A 19503-nucleotide genomic window follows, 5' to 3' on the forward strand; every position below is an offset into this window, starting at 1 on the left:
TCCAACAGATCCTCCAGCTGTCCGGATCAACTGGAAATTCTATCGGAAAGAGCTCTTATTACTAATATACGAGGGGGAATTGAATGGTTAAATTTACAGCTGTGTTATCGATCATCCCAAAAGCCTTGCAAATGTTTTTAAACCTCTGCTTAGTCTTCTTGGCCTTTATACTGGCCTTTTTGTTAGTGAAGGAGCTGACTATTTTTATAAAGGTGCTGCTCACAGTAGGTCCGAGCGATTATAAAATGTTCCTTGCTAATATCCTCATATTCTTTTTGTATTTTGAATTCATCACTATGATCGTGAAGTACTTCAAAGAAGACTACCACTTTCCGCTTAGATATTTTTTATATGTAGGTATCACAGCAATGATCCGTCTAATCATCGTAGAGCATGACCATCCAATTGATACTCTTTTTTACTCACTCGTTATTCTAATTTTAATTGTTGGTTATTTTATTATGAATATTACACCACTTGAAAGACCTAGTAACCCATGGTTTATAAAAGGAAGGGAAAGAGAAAATCCATCAAACTTGGGAGAAACGAATGCATGAAAAATACAAAATACCTATTTAAGTCGTGAAATTATTCCTAAAAAAATAAATAAAACCTCTATAAATGTTGCAAAGAGGATGGTTGTGAATAAACCACAACCATCCTCTTTATTTATATATAGAAAAGCGTAAGCCCCTGTGCTTGCGCCGACAGGCAAATGGAAAAAGCGAGGAGGCAGCCTCACAGCCACCGGAGCTTTTATCCATTTGGCCCCGAGGGGCAAGGGGCTGAAGCTAGCCAAATAGAAAAGCGTAAGCCCCTGTGTTTGCCCCGACAGGCAAATGAAAAAAGCGAGGAGGCAGCTCCGCTCATACTAATATACTAAACCAATGCGAGTATGCGTTTTTTGGAAAAACTCTTCATCAGGGTCAAAATAATCTTCACTAAAACTAGCTATAAATTCCTTGTTGTCATTTAGGTAGCCTGCACCCCATGTAGGATCCATTGTGACCCACCGATCATCGACCTTAGCCTCTACCCATGCATGTCGATCTGTCGTGTATCCTTCTACAAATCGGGCTTCGATATTGCTTGCACGTAAGAGTGCAATCGTAAGGTAGGCGTAGTCCTGACATACCCCAGTTTGAGAATTTAAAGTTTTTAAGGCACTGTCATCCCATTTGAAGTCGTCATTTTGGAATTTAACTACGTCATAAGAGATGGTGCTAGCTACAAAGTCATAAATAGCTTTTGACTTTTCTAATTCGGAAGTTTTTCCTTTTGTAAGGCTGTTTGCTAGGTCACTAATTTGCGGTGCATCAGATTCAATGCCTCTTGAAGGAAGAATATCTCGTTTATCCTGTTCAGCTGAAGAAATTATATCGAACTTAGCAACCTCATAATATCTAAAGAAATCATTTTTAGTTTCAGTAATCTCAGGGACGCTAATAGATACTTCATATTCTCCAGGGCCAAATCTTAAATGAAAATAATCGTTAAATGTAAAGTCTTGGATGGGAATGACCTCTAGAGCATGATCTTCACCTTTTTGAGTTTGCACATAGAGATGGGTAGTTTGTTTTGATAGTGAAGCTTCTGGATCTATAAAACCCTTAATGTGAAACGTGTGTCCTGTTGTCTTTTCTCCACTGACAGGCTCAACCAGATTTATCCCGCGTTCAGCATATAGGGAAGAATAAGAAATTGGTTCCAATATCTCTAACGATGTATTTTCTATAAGCAAATCAGTTGCAGTCTTGTAAAAGTTATCTTTCTCTAAATCGGGAATCATAACTTCTAGCTTATGCAAGCCTTCGCCAAACAAAAGTGGAATATTGGCAGTAAATTGACCTTTTTTTATTGGAATAACATTACTCCACGTTTGACCGTCTTTTGATAGCCGAACCATAATATCCTCGTATAATCCACCATTCTGTAAGTTCCCTTGCAATGTATAAATACCGTCTTCTTCTACATAGCCGACCTCTGTATTAAGGGTCAGTCCGGCTTCTAAACCAATAGGTGTATAGGCAACATCTCTAATTCTATTTGGGTTTACATTTAGAACTTCAAAGTTTGCTGTATCATAGTAATGGTTTTCTCGTTCTGTGCTCGGTATCTGTACTTTAATCTTATACGTTCCCTCACCGTTAAAAAAATGAATGATTTTTTTAAATTTACCATCACTAATTGGAACAAAATAGTCCTGTTCCTGAATATAACTATTTTCTTTTTCTGTTTGGACATTAATCCATATGTAGTTAGATTTTAGTTCGTCAGTCTTCTTTATCTCACCTGCAATAGTAACTTCACCGTTAGCAGAAAACTTCTCATATTTTGGTTCATAAAAGGTGAGCCCTAGTTCACTTGCATAAGAGGAAGTGAGATCCAGCGGAGTAAGGTTTAAGCTTTTATTTTTTTCCTGAACTAAAATTTCATAAGGATCAGCTTCAACTTTTTCTATTGGAACAGGAATGTTAGGTTCTGTTGGTATTGGATTATTCAATGTTTCGGAATCATTACCACATGCAGAGAGAAGACTTAAAAAACACAATATAGGGAATCCACGTTTAAATAACTCCATTGAAAATCCTCCTTTTTATCCGCATAAAACTCTTCTATTTATTCTCTCATAAATTTGGAAAAATAGTGGATTATTTTTTACATGTATTGATATCAGTAGCAGGTGTATCCAGTAGGAGACGTGAGCTGTATAACCGATGACAGCGCGAACGCTTAATACAAGGGATAACTTAGAAATTTACGCATCCAACTGCCAGCTGCTTACTAAATTTAAAATAAAATTAAATTATATACAAATAATAAAAAATGACAAAATTATGAACAATCGATTAATAATTTATGAATTAATAGTGAAAAAAAGAATAATAGTATAACAAAAAAATACAAAAGAGTTATACTTACGTTATTGTGAAATTATTCACAATTAATAATATTAAACCTATTCTTTTAAATGAAACAGTATCAAAACTCCTGCAATTTATGAAACTTTACTTGGGAATTTCAGGTATAAAAAGTTTTTTTTATTACAAGATAATTTAGAAACTTGTATGAACAAATTATTAAGGTCCTAAAAGTGAAGTCCAAGTAAGAGAGTAGTTAAGAGAAAGAGGCGATTTCCAAAACTTAAAAGTTAAAATATCGTGTATGACAATAGAAGAAGATGGAATGATTAATAAGGATAAATTAGGACAAAATACAGCAGATAAGTATACAGAGGTGCTTTAAGTTCACCTATTATTTTATCCACAAGTATGTTTAATCGCAAAGTAAAGATTCATTCTTAGTTAGTCTATTTGTAAATTTATAGAAGTAGAGGAGAAGAAAAGATGAAAAAAAATAAAATGTTATTTGTTCTTCTGGCTTTTGCAGTATTTCTTATCATTATTTTGTTACCAAATCCTGAAGGACTTCCTGTTGCTGGGCAGAGAGCTCTGGCAATACTTGCGTTAGCAGTAATTCTGTGGGTTACAGAGGCTGTATCGTTTCCTGTAAGTGCCTCCATAATAATTGTGCTAATTTCCGTATTTATAGGTCTTGCTCCAACTATTGATGATCCTACAGTAGATTACACGACATCAGGTGCATTAAAGCTTGCGTTAGGTGGGTTTAGTTCTTCTGCAGTCGGATTAGTAGCCGGTGCTACATTTATCGCAGCAGCGATGGAGCTTACGGGATTACACAAAAGGTTAGCCCTTTTCATCATGTCCAAGGTTGGTACAAAAACAAAGAGCTTAGTTTTTGGGACAATTGTTGTAAGTATTGTATTAGCTCTATTTGTTCCTAGTGCTACAGCTCGGGCGGGTACAATTCTTCCTATTCTTTTAGGAATAGTAGCTGCTTTTAATTTACCTAAAACAAGTAGGCTTTCCGCTTTATTAATAGTTACGGCAGTGCAGTCTATATCTATTTGGAATGTTGGTATTAAAACAGCTGCAGCCCAAAACATGGTTGCTCTTGGATTTATTGAAGAAACTTTTGGCATTAATATTACCTGGGGGCAATGGTTTATATATGCTGGTCCCTGGTCCATACTGATGTCTGTCTTACTATTTTTTCTAATGAATAAGCTTATCAAACCAGAGCTATCGGAATTAGAAAACGGTGACGTAGTTATTAAAGATCAATTAAGAGATTTGGGTCCTATAACAGGGAAAGAAAAAAGATTAATTATTATTTCGGTCGCATTACTAATTCTTTGGGCAACAGAAGGTATACTTCACCCACTAGATTCAACGACAGTGACTTTTATAGCGGTCATGGTTATGCTCTTACCTGGAATTGGTATTTTTTCTTGGAAAGAAGTGCAAAATAAGATTCCATGGGGAACTCTTGTAGTATTTGGAGTTGGGATATCAATGGGTACAGTGCTTTTACAAACGCAAGGAGCTGCTTGGTTATCGCAAAATACTTTAGAAGCAGTCGGTTTGACAGAAATGCCTCTTATTTTTATTATCATGGTTCTTTCGTTATTTAATATTTTGATTCACTTAGGATTTGCAAGTGCTACGAGCTTGGCTTCCGCTTTTATACCTATTGTTATCGCTTTAGTGGTCTCCATGCAGCCAACTTCTTTTAACGGTCCTGGTCTTGTATTAATCCAACAGTTTGTTGTTTGCTTCGGTTTCTTGCTACCTGTAAGCGCACCCCAAAATATGCTTGCATATGGTACCGGTGCCTTCACAACAAAGGACCTTTTGAAATCTGGTCTTCCAATAACTATAGTAGGATACTTATTAATCATTGTCTTCAGCATGACTTATTGGCAATGGGTTGGTCTTCTTTAAGACAAGTGGGATTAGTTATAAAAATAGGCTATGTTGAAGGGTAGGGTTGATTTATGATACAAAGAAATCTTAAATCAGAGAGTAGAATTGATTTCAGCCCCAGCCGGACGCTTTCCTCGGGGTGAGCGATAAGCCATCACCCATCGCTTACGCGCGTGGTTGTGATGTCTTATCTGTCTCCCTCATCCCGTAGGAGTCGCCGTCTGGTGCTCCAATCAATAAATGGAAAAGCTTTAGCATCTATAAATCTAATCAGTTTACTCGCATAAACAAAGCTAAAAAACTGTCACCAATAGCCATTTGAAATTTCCTTGTGTATGTTTACAGTCACTATAAAAAAGAATTGTTAGTCAAAATCAACCATAACTTTAACAAAGCTTAAAAATATAAGGATGTGTAATAATGAATAACAATTATCCATGGAATCAATTTCAAGGACCCAATTTAGCATATCTGTTAGAGCAATACGATTTATATGTACAATCACCTGATCACGTAGAAGAGGAAATAGCAGCATTGTTTCAACAATATGGTTCACCAGTTGATTCTTTGAGTCAAAGTGAGACTAAATCGATATCAGGTAATATAAACAACAACTTAGATAAAATTCTTCGAGCTATTCGGCTCGCAGATGCTATTCGTATACATGGACACCAAAATGCTAACATTTACCCCCTTAACAATGGGAAACAGGACCCGTCGAAAATTAGTATGGAGTTCTATGGCCTCTCTGAACAGGACTTGGTAGATGTACCGGCAGCTCTTATAATTAATAATCCTCCTAAAGACATACGTAATGGACTTGAGGCTATCAATTATCTAAGGTCTGTTTACACGGAAAGTATTGCTTTTGAAATTACACATATCACAGACTCCAAGGAGAGACAATGGCTTCAAGATAAAATTGAAGGAAATGCTTTAAATCAAAGCCATTCATTAGAAGAAAAGAAAGAGTTACTAGAACGTTTAACTAAAATTGAAGGATTTGAAAAGTTTATTCATCGTACGTTTGTAGGAGCTAAGCGCTTTTCTATAGAAGGGCTTGATGCATTAGTTGTTTTAATCGATGAATTAGTTAATCAGGCTGGGATAACAAAAACTAAACAGGTGAATATCGGAATGGCCCACCGTGGCCGATTAAACGTTTTGACGCATGTATTAAATAAACCGTATGAGATGATGTTTGCTGAGTTCGCTCATGTACCGTCTAAGGCATTCTTACCTAAGGACGGATCTTTAGAGATTGCAGAAGGCTGGTTTGGTGATGTGAAATATCATAAAGGGGCTACCTATCGTTCAAATAATGGCGTCACAGTACAGCTGGCCTATAATCCATCCCATCTTGAGGTAGTGAGTCCTGTAGTGACTGGTCAAACTAGAGCAGCACAAGAGGTAAAAGACATACCTGGTTATCCAAAGCAAGATAAGAATGCAGCATTTGCAATTTTAGTTCATGGAGATGCCGCTTTTCCAGGGCAAGGTGTGGTAACAGAGGTGTTAAACTACAGCCGAGTGCGTGGTTTTCAAACAGGTGGATCCATTCATATTATCGCTAACAATATGATTGGATTCACTACAGAGCAATTCGACTCTCGTTCTACGAATTATTCCTCGGATCCTGCAAAGGGATTTGAGGTACCAGTCATCCACGTAAATGCTGACAAGCCGGAAGCTGTGTTAGAAGTAGCAAGGCTTGCTTTTGAGTATCGTCGACAATTTAGTAAGGATATAGTTATTGATCTTATTGGCTACCGTCGATATGGTCATAATGAAATGGACGAACCATCCATTACTAATCCATTGATGTATCATATTGTCCATAAACACCCAACTGTAAGGCAAATTTATGGTGACCAACTTGTAGAAGAAAAGGTACTTAACCAGTCCCAAGTTGAGATGTTAGATGAGACAATATTAAAGGAAATGCAGGAGGCATATGACAGGGTCAAAGAACTTCCGCAGACAACTGCAAACGAGGTAGTGATTCCGCAGGTTGTATTAGACGGATATCCTGATATACCGACTGGTGTTGAGGAAGAAAAGTTAAGCAAGGCTAACGCAGAACTTTTAACCTGGGCCAAGGAGTTCACTCCATTCAAAAAATTAGAGAAGATACTTAGACGTAGGGAAGAGCCTTTTACCGGAAGCGGAAAGATAGACTGGGGACACGCCGAAACACTTGCGTTTGCAACTATTTTGCAAGATGGACATTCGATCCGCTTAAGTGGACAGGATGCCCAACGCGGGACGTTCTCTCACAGACATTTAGTACTACATGATGAGAAAACAGGAGAAGAACTTATACCAATGCATTTTATTAGCGATTCTGCTGCCTCTTTTGTTGTTCATAACAGCCCATTAACAGAAGCTGCTATTTTAGGCTATGAATTCGGATATACACTAGAGGATAAGAATACGTTAACGATTTGGGAAGCACAGTATGGGGATTTTGCTAACATGGCACAGGTAATGTTTGATAACTTTATCAGTTCTGCTCGAGCGAAGTGGGGATTGAAGTCAGGTCTAGTAATGCTGCTTCCACACGGGGCCGAGGGGCAGGGCCCAGAGCACACAAGTGCTAGATTAGAGAGGTACCTACAGCTTTCAGCAGAAAATAACTGGACTGTAGCTAACCTTTCAAGCGCAGCAAATTACTTCCATATATTACGCAGACAAGCAGAATCTTTGAATGAAGAATTTGTGCGTCCGCTACTAATCGTCTCTCCTAAATCACTTTTACGGAATCCTTTGGTTGGTGCTGATGTCTCTGAATTGGTGGATGGTAAATTCCAAGCGGTGATTGAACAACCGAATCTTGGTGGCCAACCAGACGAGGTAAAGAAAATTGTTTTTGCTAGTGGGAAAATGGCAATTGATTTAGCGGAAAAAGTAAAAAGCGGCACTGATTTTAATTATTTGCATATCATTCGTGTGGAACAGCTTTATCCATTCCCTAAGGATGAAATCTTGGATATATTAGGACGTTACCCAAACGTAGAGTTATTGACATGGGCTCAAGAAGAACCTCAAAATATGGGTTCTTGGAATTATGCTCTCCCGTATTTATTAGAGATGGCAGATGGAAGAAGCATTGCTTATACAGGACGAGTGCATCGCTCAAGTCCGGCTGAAGGCGACGCAGATACTTATAAAGTAGAACAAGGAAGAATTATTGAAGAAGCATTAAAAAGTTTGTGAGCAATAGAACTAAAAGGAGGAAGTTTAAGTGGCAGAAATTATAGTTCCGGAATTGGCAGAGTCTATTACAGAAGGCACGATTGCCCAGTGGTTAAAAAAACCAGGTGATACCATTGAAAAAGGCGAGTTTATAGTTGAGCTCGAAACAGATAAAGTAAACGTTGAAGTTATATCCGAGGAAGCGGGAGTAGTGAGTGAGCTGTTATTTGGTGAAGGAGATACAGTTCAGGTAGGAGAGGTTATTGCCATCGTCGGTGCAGGATCTGGAACTTCTGCTGCCCAACCTCAGGCAGAGGAAGTAAAGGTTGAGGAAAAGGCTCCAGATATACCAAAGACAGACAATGCACCAATTACAAAGGTTGAAACTACCTCAGACACAAGTAGACCTATTGCTAGCCCTGCCGCGCGTAAGATGGCAAGGGAAAAAGGTATTGATTTAAATGAAGTGTCTCCTGTTGATCCAATGGGGCGTGTTCGTGTTCAAGATGTATCAGCCCATGGCTCAAAACAAATAGCAGAGCCAGCTAAAATTGTCTCTGCTCCAACAGATGATGGTCGTACGACTCGCGAAAAAATGTCTCGTAGACGACAAACAATCGCATCACGTTTATTAGAGGTTAAACAAAGCACTGCAATGTTAACGACGTTTAATGAGATAGATATGACGAATGTGATGGCTTTGCGTTCTCGTAAAAAAGATAAATTTTTCGAAGACAACCAGGTACGTCTAGGTTTCATGTCGTTCTTCACTAAGGCAGTCGTAGCTGCTTTGAAAAAATATCCTTATGTTAATTCACAGCTGGATGGAGAATACATTGTTAAAAATAACTTCTTTGATATTGGTATTGCTGTATCAACAGAAGGGGGTCTAGTAGTGCCAATCGTTCGTGATGCGGATCGCAAAAACTTTGCAGAAATTGAAGGGGATATTGGAGAACTGGCTAAAAAGGCACGTGATAACAAGCTAGCACTTTCGGATATGACGGGTGGTTCCTTCACAATTACAAACGGGGGCGTATTTGGTTCCTTAATGTCTACCCCGATATTAAATGGAACACAAGTTGGTATCCTTGGAATGCATACCATTCAAAAACGACCGATAGCGGTTGGAAGTGAAATTCAAATAAGACCTATGATGTATGTAGCTCTTTCTTATGATCACCGTGTAATAGACGGAAAAGATTCAGTAGGCTTTCTGAAAATGGTAAAAGAATTGCTCGAAAATCCAGAGGATCTTATGCTGGAATCTTAAGAGAGTTCAGGCGGAGTATTAATATTTACATTTTAAGTTTGTTAGAGGCTTACTGGATTATTCCAGTAAGCCTTTTTTTATTCTTAATTATTTTCTGGGAAATACTATTAGCGGGAACTCTTTTATGTAAGTCGAATTACTAGTTATTACATTAGAATGGGAGTGGCGTTATTATGGTAAAAAATATGACTTCTGAAGATTCTATTAAGAGGTGGGACAAGTTTGCTGAAAAATATGCAGCCAATCATCTGGAGCATGGAGATCCACATAAAGAGGTATATTTAAATCCAACCTTGTTTAGTCTTATGGGAAATTTAAACAACAAAAAAGTACTAGATGCTGGTTGTGGAGAAGGGTATTTAAGTAGACTGATGGAGAAGGCAGGAGCAGCTGTAACAGCTATTGACTATTCATCAAAGATGATTGAAATAGCAAAAAGTAGAACAACATCAGAACTCAATATAGAATTTAAACAATCTAACTGTGAAAATTTACATTTTATAATGGAAGGAACTTATGACGTAGTTGTTTCTAATATGGTGATCCAGGATTTAGAAGGTTATCAGCAAGCATTTAATGAGATTTATCGTGTTCTTCGAGAGGGTGGGATTTTTGTCTTTTCTATTTTACATCCTTGTTTTCAAACTCCAGAAAGTGGATGGGAGAAAGGGGATGACGGTAAAAAATTATATTGGAAAGTAGATAACTATTTTTATGAGGGAGCCTATGAGCAAAGAGGGATGGACCAGGTAATCTTCTATCACCGCACATTAACAAGCTATGTAAAAGCCATCTGTGAAGCTGGATTTTTAATAGAAGAGATAGTAGAGCCTACCCCATCTGAGGAAATGTTGAAGAAGTACCCATCATTTCGTGAGGATTTTAGAAGTCCCGACTTCATTGTTTTTCGACTGAAAAAGTGATGTTAATTAAGTAGAATAGATTTTTCAAAGCTAAGCTAGAACAGTTTAACGAGTTGTGTAGTGGGGAGACTGTCGCTGGACATAGTGATAACTAATAATCCTTCTAAATTATTTTTTTCTTATATTAAATTTATCTAAACTAATGATTAAACCTAATTTATATACCTTAAAAAAGGGCAATCTCTCATGAGATTGCCCTTTTTTCGTGGTAATCACCTATAAAAACTAGATACACAATTTTCTTACGGTTTAATAATTTTACTCAAACCTTTCTTTTGGCTCTACATATGATAGCAATGTACGAAAATCTATTAAAGGTGTGTAAGTTATGACAAAAGAAAATGATGAAAAACATTTTAATAGACTTGGGGAACATGAACATCGCTCAAATAAAAATAGGTATAAACTAACTTCGCAACAATTTCCTGTTAGAAGCTCGAGAACAGAATCCGCAAATATAATGCCGAGTGCTTCTGTTAATCGGAACTCTCCTTCTGGAGCCACTGGAAATAACAATGTTCGTTATCGAACTTTTAATGGCAAACAAATTAGTCAGTTTTGTAACTATAACCCTAGAAGAGATTTCGGACGTTGCCTTGAATATAACCGCGACGCGATTCCATCTGTTTGGACAAGGAGCCAAGTAGAACAAATTCGAATTAATTCTACTAATGTTGCACCGCTAATTGAAGCCCCATTCCCTCGTATATCAGCCGATTTATGGATATGGGATATGTGGCCGTTAATAGAAAAAGACGGTTCAATCGCAGTGTTACCTGGTGGTTGGCGAGTGTTATTTGCTTTATCTGTCCCTCGTAGTGTTCTACCAGGAAAAAGACATGATGTTGCAAGAATCAGTTACTTTTATTCGAGAAACGGACTTGACTGGATCCAGGGAGGTTACGTATTCGAAGAAGGTACAGCTATAGGGTCTAGACAGTGGGCAGGCTCAGCAATGCTTGATGAAGATGGTCGTATTTATTACTTCTATACAGCTACTGGTAGAAGAGGAGAAGCTCAAATCACTTACGAGCAGCGAATTGCATTATCGAGCAGTGATTATATTTCTAACTTAGATGGTGTGCAATTAGTAAACTTTGCCCCTCATCAAGTAATCCTAGAACCAGACGGTATTCTCTACCAGACAGAAGAACAATCTAGTGGAGGAATAATTTATGCCTTCCGTGATCCCTTCTTCTTCAAAGACCCTGCGACAGGGTGTGAATATTTATTGTTTGAAGGAAATATAGCCGGTACGTCAGCAGATGTAGACTGTGGACCTGGAGTTCCAGCAGACGCTGCAGAATATACAGGCAATATAGGAATAGCATTACTTCGTAATAACAGCTTTTCCAGTTGGGAACTACTCCCTGCACTTTTAGAAGCAGGATGTACGAACCAACAAACAGAACGTCCTCACATTGTAGTAAGTGACGGACTATACTATCTGTTTACAGATACGCATGCTTCAACATTTGCTCCGGGGTTGGTTGGTCCAGACGGGTTGTATGGATTTGTAGCAGGTTCCCTACGTGGGAATTATATGCCGCTAAATGGAAGTGGACTTGTAGTGTCTAATCCTCCTTCCGAACCTTTCCAGGCATATTCCTGGCTCGTTTTACCCGATTTTTCAGTCTTGAGCTTTATAGATAATTTTGATTTGCAAGGTATTCCAATTGAAGAAGTTGGTTTTTTACCAGAACAATTTCAATTTGAACATTTTGGTGGGACATTAGCTCAAACATTACAGCTAGGTGTAAGTGGCAGAAATACGGAGATTATAGATGTTTATGAGTATGGACTAATGATGGTATCAGAAACAGAAAGTCCTAAATGCAGAGCATGTAATGATGATTATTCTTCTGAGAATCATCACAGACGTTAAGTAAGAAGAATTATAAATAACATTTGATTATATGAGTGGTAAATTTTTTAAATTAGATTAAATTAGATTTTCGTACAAACCATTCATTTGATTGAATTGAAAATAAGAAAAGGTGAAAATATATGTCAAAAAAAAGAGATATGGGTCAGAGAGTTCCAATCGCTGGGTCAGGTAATGAAATGCTATCTCCAATAACTGGAGGTTCATCAAATAGAAATTTCCCAAGTGCTGCAACTAATTCTGGAACTACTCAGTACAGATCATTTAACAACAATGATATTAAAAGATTTTGTGATTACAACCCACAAAGAGATTTTAAAAGATGCTTAAACCAAAGCATTGACGCAGTTCCTTCGGCTTGGACGAGGGCGCAAGCAGAGCAAATTAGAATTACTGCTTCTAATAGCGCTCCTGTTATACAAGAACCATTCCCACGAATTTCAGATGATTTGTGGATATGGGATATGTGGCCACTTCAAGAAAAAGATGGTTCTATAGCTGTACTTCCGGGTGGATGGAGAGTTCTGTTTGCCTTATCAGCACCTAGAAGCGTATTACCAGATAACAGACATGACGTAGCGAGAATCGCATACTTCTATTCTAGAGATGGCTTAAATTGGATACAAGGTGGACTAGTTTTTGAAGAGGGTACTGCATTTGGATCAAGACAATGGGCAGGATCTGCAATCATCGATGGAGGAAGAATCTATTACTTCTATACAGCCTCCGGTAGACGTGGTGAAGCTCAAGTAACTTTTGAACAACGCATTGCATTAACAAGCAGTAACTTTAGATCCAATTTAGATGGTGTCGAGCTAGTTAACTTCGCGCCACATGAAATAATTTTAGAGCCAGACGGAGTGCTTTATCAAACGCAAGAACAATCTGAATCGGGTGGAAGTAGTATTATTTACGCATTCCGTGATCCTTGGTTCTTTAAAGATCCAGCAACAGGCTGCGAGTATTTATTGTTTGAAGGTAATATCGCGGGAAACAACTTAGACATTGATTGTGGACCTGGAGTGCCAGAGGAAGCAAGGCTTTACACTGGAAATATTGGAATTGCCCTACTACGAAACAATGAGTACACTTCTTGGCAATTACTACCGGCTCTCTTAGAGGCGGGCTGTACAAATCAGCAGACGGAACGTCCACACCTTATTGTAAGGAACGGTTTATACTATTTATTTACAGATAGTCATAGATTTACGTTTGCTCCTGGTTTAACTAATGGACCTGGACCAGATGGTTTATATGGTTTTGTGGCAGGGTCATTAAGAGGAAATTATCAACCATTAAACTCTGGAGGCTTAGTTATAGCAAACCCAGTTTCTGAACCGAACCAGGCTTATTCTTGGTTAGTGTTACCGGATTTCTCTGTACTAAGCTTCATCGATACTTTCGATTTACAGGGAATAACGACAGATGAGCTTACTAATTTACCTGAATCTTTCCGAAGAGCACATTTTGGTGGAACTCTTGCGCCTACTCTTCAATTAAGAGTTTCAGGTAGAACAACAGAAATTGTAGCTGAATACGAGTACGGCTTGGTTATGGTATCTGAAACGGAAAGTCCGAAGTGTTGCCGAAATGGTGCCGAAAACGGTAATGGTGGAAACGAACACGATCATGATTGCCACTGTAAAGATCATGGTGATTATAATTGTAACCATCATCGTAATAGAGGCAAAGACAATTACGATTGTCAATGTAACCATCAACACGGGAAAGACAGAGATAATGAGGATTGCAACCATGATAGAAGTGATGAGTGTGATTATGATAATTACGATTCTAATGGGCAATGTTATAGATGTGGAAAAAAACATAGTAACCCGTCCTATCCAAGAAGTCATAAGTCTTGGAAGGAAGATAACCATTGGAAGGATTCCAAGCATAAACACAAGGATGACTGCGACTCAGTAGATGATTGTGCATGCAAGGACAAGAATCATCAGCATAATGATTATGATTGCATCAGCTTCCCTAAGCCAGATAGAAAAAGATTTTACAATGATCCCAACTGTGGATGTAGAAACAGGTAAAAAAATTAAATATAAAATTTAATCTTCAGTCCGGCTCCTTTATGGAGTCGGATTTTTTTATATGAGACATCTTTCTAAAACTAATAGATGGAGAGAAGGTATGAATTCTTGCATCATCTGCCCGATAGAAAATGGCCAAAGCGAACATAAGAGAATGGGATTGCTAGAAGACATCAAGCTGGTACAAGTTACTCTAAATACATGTAAGCTATTCATAATTCCAAAAAGTACAAAGTATGAAGAAATGTAGCTAACAAGCCTGTTATTGCCGATAAACACAATTATGTAATGAAAGTTAACATAAAATAAAATAAATTCAGAAAAATGTATTGACATTCAATTTGTATTAAGTAAAATAAGGATATAAATAAATGATGTTATATTTCCTAACATTTAATGTTAAGGGATGTAACATAAAGAAATAGGAGGGGTCAAAATGGAAGATGTAATGTATTTGATGAACAGCTTATGGACCATGGTTGCTGCAATTTTAGTTATTTTTATGATTGGTGGATTTATACTTTTAGAGGCTGGTTCAACAAGAATGAAGAATGCTGGGCACGTTGCCGGTAAAACCATTTTTACTTTTGGGTTGGCATCATTAGTATTTTGGGCAGTAGGATATGGTTTTATATTTGGAGGGAATGCTAACTTCTTCGTAGGAATGACAGACTTCTTCTATGCTGGTGGAGGAGAGGATGGAGCAAGTGTTTCTCCTACCGTGTTTTTTGTTTTCCAATTAGCATTTGCTGGTATTGCAATAACGATTGCTCTTGGCGGGTTTGCCGAACGTGCTAAACTGTCTGCTTACGTAATTTTCACTATTCTTTTCGGCATAATCGTTTATCCAGTAATCGCTCATTGGGTGTGGGGAGGCGGTTGGTTAGCTGAACATGGAAAACAAGATTTTGCAGGGTCTACAGTAGTTCATTTAACTGGTGCAGCAGCAGCTCTAGCGGCAACGATGATACTAAAACCTAGAATAGGGAAATTTAACAAAGATGGTTCTTCTAATAACTTAGCGGGTCATAACCAAGTTTATACTGCATTAGGTGTACTGATTTTGTGGGTTGGTTGGTTTGGTTTTAACGCGGGTAGTACGGTTTCCGTTGATGCAGCATTCTTTGGGTATGTAGCATTAAATACTGCTTTAGCAGCAGGAGCAGGAGCGGTTGCGGCAACATTTATCTCCTGGGTAGCTTTAGGGAAATCAGATATTCCTACTATTTTAAATGGAGCATTAGCAGGTTTAGTTGCTATTACGGCATCGTGTGCATTTGTAGACGTATGGGCGTCAGTTGTGATTGGTTTAATAGCTGGGGTACTTGTATTTTATAGTGCACGATTCTTTGAAAAGAGAAAAATTGATGATCCAATTTATGCACTTTCTGTTCATGGAACTGCTGGTATTTGGGGTACTTTATCTACCGGCTTCTTTGCTACAACCGAGCTTGCGACGACAGGGAAACCTGGTTTGTTTTATGGTGGTGGCGTAGATCAGCTGTTAGTTCAATTAATGGGAGTTGCAGCTTGCGGAGCATTCGCTTTCGCCGTATCATATGCTATTCTGTTTATAATGAAGAAAGTCATGGGTGGTATCCGAGTGACAGAAGAAGAGGAAATAATGGGTCTGGATATGAGTGAGCACGGGAATTATGGCTATCCAGAACAAATGGTTTTAGAGGAAGCGAAAGGTACTAACTAAAACAAATAAATAAACGTCAAAAAGCCTCTGCTTCAGAGGCTTTTTGTATAAAAGGGAGTGTGGTCATGGAAACCTATGAATTCTTAAGAGAATGGAAGGACCAAAATATCATGTCCTATTTGAAAGATACCATCTCTCTCAATGATTTTCATGATCAAGTCATGCAACATGTGATGCATATTGCTAAAAGTAAACTAAAAGAGGAACCGCCCTGTAACTTCACATGGTTTATAACGGGCAGTGGAGGCAGAAGAGAGCAAGGCTTAATCAGTGATCAGGACCATGGAATTATATATGAAAAGTCGGACAAAGAATATGAGGAATATTTTAAAGTGCTGGGAGAGGAGCTAGCATTCGGGTTGCATGCTGTAGGGTATCCATATTGTCAAGGGAACGTTATGAGTTCTAACCCATTATGGTGCAAGTCTGCGGGGCACTGGAAAAGTCAGCTTGAGGAATGGATGAGAGAAGAAAGCTGGGAGGCTATTAGACATCTTCAGATTTTTTTTGATGCTCGTACTTTGTGTGGAGATCAATGCTATATTAATGAATTAAAACTTTTTATCTATCAATTTCAGCTAGGTCATTCTTCTTTATTAAGACGGTTTTCTGCCAATATTGAACATGTCAAAAATGTTATAGGACCAGTGGGGCAGATTTTAGTGGAGCAGCATGGTAAATATCAGGGATGTGTCAACTTGAAATATGCCGCCTTTTTGCCGTATGTAAATGCAGTGCGTCTATTATCCATAAAGGAAGGCATCTATGAGACTTCTACGTTAAGTAGGATTGTTCAATTAAAGCATTCAAGTAAATACGATAAAATGCTACAAAACTGTGAGAAAAATTTCTTGGATTTATTAAAGTATCGGATTTCTTTAATTCAAATAGAGAATTATACGGACACTCATTACTTAAGGATTCATAATTTGTCTAAGGAAGAGCGCAAGGAGATTAAGCGAATACTGAAGGATGGAAAAAGGCTTCATGAAGAAGTAATTGCTTTAACTAGTTAAAAAAAGGGTGTTGGCGATGGCATTTGAACCATTTATGCAAATATTAAGAGGGCTACAAGGAAAACGTAACAATGTTGGAATTGGTGATATTCAAAATGCTCAGCAAATGGCCTATTTACGTAACTTGGAAAAGGAAATGAATCAACAATATGTACTTGATGTTCCGCTTATGGATTTAAAGGTAGTAGTTTTTGACATCGAAACGACGGGGTTTTCTCCTGAAAAAGGAGATACCATTATTTCTCTAGGGGCAATTAAGATGCGAGGAGAGCAAATAATCGAGGATGATGTGTTTTATTCGCTCATCCACACGAATCAAAAAATACCTGATGCTATTGTTCAATTGACAGGAATTACAAATGAACAGGTAAGCAATGCCATGCCGCTTTCGGATGTATTCATCAAATTCCTTCAATTCAAACAAGATTGCACATTAGTAGCACATCATGCTACTCATGAACGAAATTTTATGGAGCACGCAAGTTCAACCTTGTTTCGTAAGCCTTTTAAGCATCGGATTGTAGATACTTCTTTCCTTTTAAAGGTGATAGAGCCTAATTTAAATTTTGTGACGCTGGAAGACATATGTGTTCATAACGAAATTCCTATTATTGGACGACATCATGCTCTAGGAGATGCCAAAATGACAGCTAAGCTATGGAGTATTTATGTTAAAAAAGCCAAAGAAATCGGCTGCGAAACGTTAAGTGACGTCTATCACCGTCTCGCCAGACTCTAAAAGTGTAGTGGTATAAAAATAAGCCTGACAGACTATTAACTGTCAGGCTTATTTTTATTATATGAGAAAAGGATATCTACATAGGTAAATCGAATATATAGTTGTGGGGGTGGATTGTTTAGTGGAAAATATACTATTATCGGATGGTTGTAATACGATTAATTACTATGAAGTCGGTGATCGACGAAATCCCTTAATTGTTTGTTTACATGGCCTAGCTGGAAATGCACCATATACATTTGATCAGCTTTCTATATTATTGGAGAAGGATTTTCATCTTATTATGATCGATCAACCTGGTCATGGTCTTACAAGTCCACTAAGGAAGGAAAGTGACTATTTATTCTCATCACTGGCTCAGTGGCTTCAAAAAATAATTAGACAAGTAACTGATAAGTCTTTTTATATACTGGGACATTCCTGGGGAGCTGATATTGCACTGCACTACAGTAAGGTTTTCCCGGAGAGTATATTAGGTGTAATATTGTTGGATGGAGGATATACCTTTCCTGTCAATCAACCAGAGATGACATTTGAAGTTGCACTTTCCGGTTGGAATACATATATGGATCAATCTACTTTAGTAGAATGGGAAACAGTTTTAAAAGAATATAAGGAATACACAAGCAAATGGGATAACCGAAAAGAAAAATATGTTCGAACGCTATTTTATGAGGAGAACAACCTTTTCACTTTAATTCCCTCTAAGTTTACAATTCTTTCTATTATTAAAGCCTTTTTCTCTGAGCCTTTCACAAGTGCCTACCCATACATTCGAGTGCCACTTTTACTTTTGCATGCAACTTTGCCGAGAACTCTTGATAATGCCCGAAGTCTAGGATTTAAGCAGCTAGAAGAGTCAATAAGTGAAGTGGCAATAATAGCTATGGAGAACGCCGGACATATGATTCAATGGGATCAGCCAGAACAAACAGCACTCGAAATTAAAAAATGGGTTATACAACAAAAAATGAAGAGGAGTTATTAGGATGACAAAGACTACTTTTGCACTAATCGGAACGGGGATAGTTGGAGAACGTATCATTAACCAAATAAAAACTAATCCTAATTGTGAAATTTTATCTGTTTTTGATGAAAATAAAAAAAGGCTGAGAGAAGTTGCTGAAAGGTATACGCTACCGGAAGCCTCAACGCTAGAAGAACTACTAGAAACAAAGCCTGATTGGATTTATATAGGAACACCCCCAGTTAGCCACGCACCGATTACAGAAAAGGCAGCAGCCTATGGATTAAATATTCTTTCTGAAAAGCCACTAGCACACGATGCGCAAGATGGAGAAAGAATGGTTAAAGCCGTGACCAAGGCAAACGTACATACAGCAATGCATTTTCCTTTAATGTACAGTCCAGTTATACATAGTCTACAACAATCGATTTCAGATGGTTCGTTAGGGGATATCCTTAAAATTGAGCTACATACATACTTCCCTCATTGGCCTAGAAAGTGGCAACAAAATGCATGGATCGCATCTCGTGCGCAAGGTGGTTTTATAAGAGAGGTATTTCCACATTATTTACAACTCTTATATCGTTTATTTGGGAATTTCACGATAACAGCACATCATACGACATATCCTCAGGATGCAGAGCTTTGCGAACTTGGTGTCTCTGCCTTGGCAAAAACGGATAGTGATATTCCTATTGTTTTGAATGGCTTATCAGGGATAGGGCAGGAAGAACGACTAGAGTTTAAAGTATTTGGAACGAAAAAGGTTATCACGATTAGAAACTGGTCCGAGTTATGGGAAAGTGAATTGGATAAAGAGGCAGTACAAATCACTCCAACTACAGTGCCGGATGGATTAATTGAAGCATGTCATCAATGGAGGGGCGGTGAAAAGTCTACATTAGTTTCCTTTGAAGAGGGTTTGCAGGTACAGGGATGGATTGATGAATTATTAAAGTGATAGCAAA

14 protein-coding genes are annotated in these 19503 nt (G+C 38.0%); 13 read left to right on the forward strand and 1 reads right to left on the reverse strand.

Going from position 1 to position 19503, the window contains the following annotated elements:
- Positions 1–83: 83 nt before the first annotated feature.
- Positions 84–557 (forward strand): phosphate-starvation-inducible protein PsiE, encoded by a 474-nt coding sequence (locus tag HF876_RS02760; RefSeq protein ID WP_169358529.1) that lies wholly within the window; start codon positions 84–86, stop codon positions 555–557.
- A 314-nt stretch (positions 558–871) separates the two neighbouring features.
- Here the strand turns inward: HF876_RS02760 and HF876_RS02765 are convergent, their stop codons facing one another.
- The gene (locus tag HF876_RS02765) at positions 872–2581 is read right to left on the reverse strand and encodes a transglutaminase domain-containing protein (RefSeq protein ID WP_169358530.1); all 1710 of its coding nucleotides are present in this window, start codon (positions 2579–2581) and stop codon (positions 872–874) included.
- 766 nt (positions 2582–3347) lie between these two features.
- Between HF876_RS02765 and HF876_RS02770 the strand changes: the two genes are divergently transcribed.
- The 12 genes from HF876_RS02770 (at position 3348) to HF876_RS02825 (ending at position 19496) form a co-directional block, all read left to right on the forward strand.
- The gene (locus tag HF876_RS02770; protein ID WP_169358531.1) at positions 3348–4805 is read left to right on the forward strand and encodes a DASS family sodium-coupled anion symporter; all 1458 of its coding nucleotides are present in this window, start codon (positions 3348–3350) and stop codon (positions 4803–4805) included.
- Positions 4806–5207: 402 nt separating this feature from the next.
- Positions 5208–8003, forward strand: a complete 2796-nt coding sequence (locus HF876_RS02775; RefSeq protein ID WP_169358532.1) for a 2-oxoglutarate dehydrogenase E1 component — start codon at positions 5208–5210, stop codon at positions 8001–8003.
- Between the two features lie 28 nt (positions 8004–8031).
- Positions 8032–9255 carry a 2-oxoglutarate dehydrogenase complex dihydrolipoyllysine-residue succinyltransferase gene (odhB, locus tag HF876_RS02780; protein WP_169358533.1) on the forward strand — a complete coding sequence of 408 codons (1224 nt, stop codon included), beginning with the start codon at positions 8032–8034 and terminating at the stop codon, positions 9253–9255.
- A 173-nt stretch (positions 9256–9428) separates the two neighbouring features.
- Positions 9429–10178 carry a class I SAM-dependent methyltransferase gene (locus HF876_RS02785; protein WP_169358534.1) on the forward strand — a complete coding sequence of 250 codons (750 nt, stop codon included), beginning with the start codon at positions 9429–9431 and terminating at the stop codon, positions 10176–10178.
- Positions 10179–10506: 328 nt separating this feature from the next.
- Entirely contained in the window at positions 10507–12063 is a 1557-nt protein-coding gene (locus HF876_RS02790) for a glycoside hydrolase family 68 protein (protein ID WP_169358535.1), read from the forward strand.
- Between the two features lie 122 nt (positions 12064–12185).
- Positions 12186–14108 (forward strand): glycoside hydrolase family 68 protein, encoded by a 1923-nt coding sequence (locus HF876_RS02795; protein WP_169358536.1) that lies wholly within the window; start codon positions 12186–12188, stop codon positions 14106–14108.
- A 100-nt stretch (positions 14109–14208) separates the two neighbouring features.
- Positions 14209–14358 carry a hypothetical protein gene (locus HF876_RS02800; RefSeq protein ID WP_169358537.1) on the forward strand — a complete coding sequence of 50 codons (150 nt, stop codon included), beginning with the start codon at positions 14209–14211 and terminating at the stop codon, positions 14356–14358.
- 186 nt (positions 14359–14544) lie between these two features.
- Entirely contained in the window at positions 14545–15813 is a 1269-nt protein-coding gene (locus HF876_RS02805) for an ammonium transporter (protein ID WP_169358538.1), read from the forward strand.
- 65 nt (positions 15814–15878) lie between these two features.
- On the forward strand, positions 15879–16829 hold the full coding sequence (locus HF876_RS02810) for a DUF294 nucleotidyltransferase-like domain-containing protein (RefSeq protein ID WP_169358539.1): 951 nt from the start codon (positions 15879–15881) through the stop codon (positions 16827–16829).
- A gap of 16 nt (positions 16830–16845) precedes the next feature.
- Positions 16846–17568: an exonuclease domain-containing protein gene (locus HF876_RS02815; protein WP_169358540.1), complete on the forward strand. Its 723-nt coding sequence runs from the start codon at positions 16846–16848 to the stop codon at positions 17566–17568.
- A gap of 121 nt (positions 17569–17689) precedes the next feature.
- Entirely contained in the window at positions 17690–18556 is an 867-nt protein-coding gene (locus HF876_RS02820; protein WP_169358541.1) for an alpha/beta fold hydrolase, read from the forward strand.
- Between the two features lies 1 nt (position 18557).
- On the forward strand, positions 18558–19496 hold the full coding sequence (locus HF876_RS02825) for a Gfo/Idh/MocA family protein (RefSeq protein ID WP_169358542.1): 939 nt from the start codon (positions 18558–18560) through the stop codon (positions 19494–19496).
- The last annotated feature ends 7 nt before the right edge of the window (positions 19497–19503 follow it).

The sequence above is a fragment of the Psychrobacillus sp. BL-248-WT-3 genome, assembly GCF_012843435.1.
In the GTDB taxonomy this organism is placed as follows: domain Bacteria; phylum Bacillota; class Bacilli; order Bacillales_A; family Planococcaceae; genus Psychrobacillus.

What these genes read in the sequence shown, in the direction of transcription:
- HF876_RS02765 (WP_169358530.1), bottom strand. Translation starts at nt 2,581, where the DNA reads ATGGAGTTATTTAAACGTGGATTCCCTATATTGTGTTTTTTAAGTCTT.
- HF876_RS02815 (WP_169358540.1), top strand. Translation starts at nt 16,846, where the DNA reads ATGGCATTTGAACCATTTATGCAAATATTAAGAGGGCTACAAGGAAAA.
- HF876_RS02770 (WP_169358531.1), top strand. Translation starts at nt 3,348, where the DNA reads ATGAAAAAAAATAAAATGTTATTTGTTCTTCTGGCTTTTGCAGTATTT.
- HF876_RS02800 (WP_169358537.1), top strand. Translation starts at nt 14,209, where the DNA reads ATGAATTCTTGCATCATCTGCCCGATAGAAAATGGCCAAAGCGAACAT.
- HF876_RS02805 (WP_169358538.1), top strand. Translation starts at nt 14,545, where the DNA reads ATGGAAGATGTAATGTATTTGATGAACAGCTTATGGACCATGGTTGCT.
- HF876_RS02825 (WP_169358542.1), top strand. Translation starts at nt 18,558, where the DNA reads ATGACAAAGACTACTTTTGCACTAATCGGAACGGGGATAGTTGGAGAA.
- HF876_RS02795 (WP_169358536.1), top strand. Translation starts at nt 12,186, where the DNA reads ATGTCAAAAAAAAGAGATATGGGTCAGAGAGTTCCAATCGCTGGGTCA.
- HF876_RS02810 (WP_169358539.1), top strand. Translation starts at nt 15,879, where the DNA reads ATGGAAACCTATGAATTCTTAAGAGAATGGAAGGACCAAAATATCATG.
- HF876_RS02760 (WP_169358529.1), top strand. Translation starts at nt 84, where the DNA reads ATGGTTAAATTTACAGCTGTGTTATCGATCATCCCAAAAGCCTTGCAA.
- HF876_RS02785 (WP_169358534.1), top strand. Translation starts at nt 9,429, where the DNA reads ATGGTAAAAAATATGACTTCTGAAGATTCTATTAAGAGGTGGGACAAG.
- HF876_RS02790 (WP_169358535.1), top strand. Translation starts at nt 10,507, where the DNA reads ATGACAAAAGAAAATGATGAAAAACATTTTAATAGACTTGGGGAACAT.
- HF876_RS02775 (WP_169358532.1), top strand. Translation starts at nt 5,208, where the DNA reads ATGAATAACAATTATCCATGGAATCAATTTCAAGGACCCAATTTAGCA.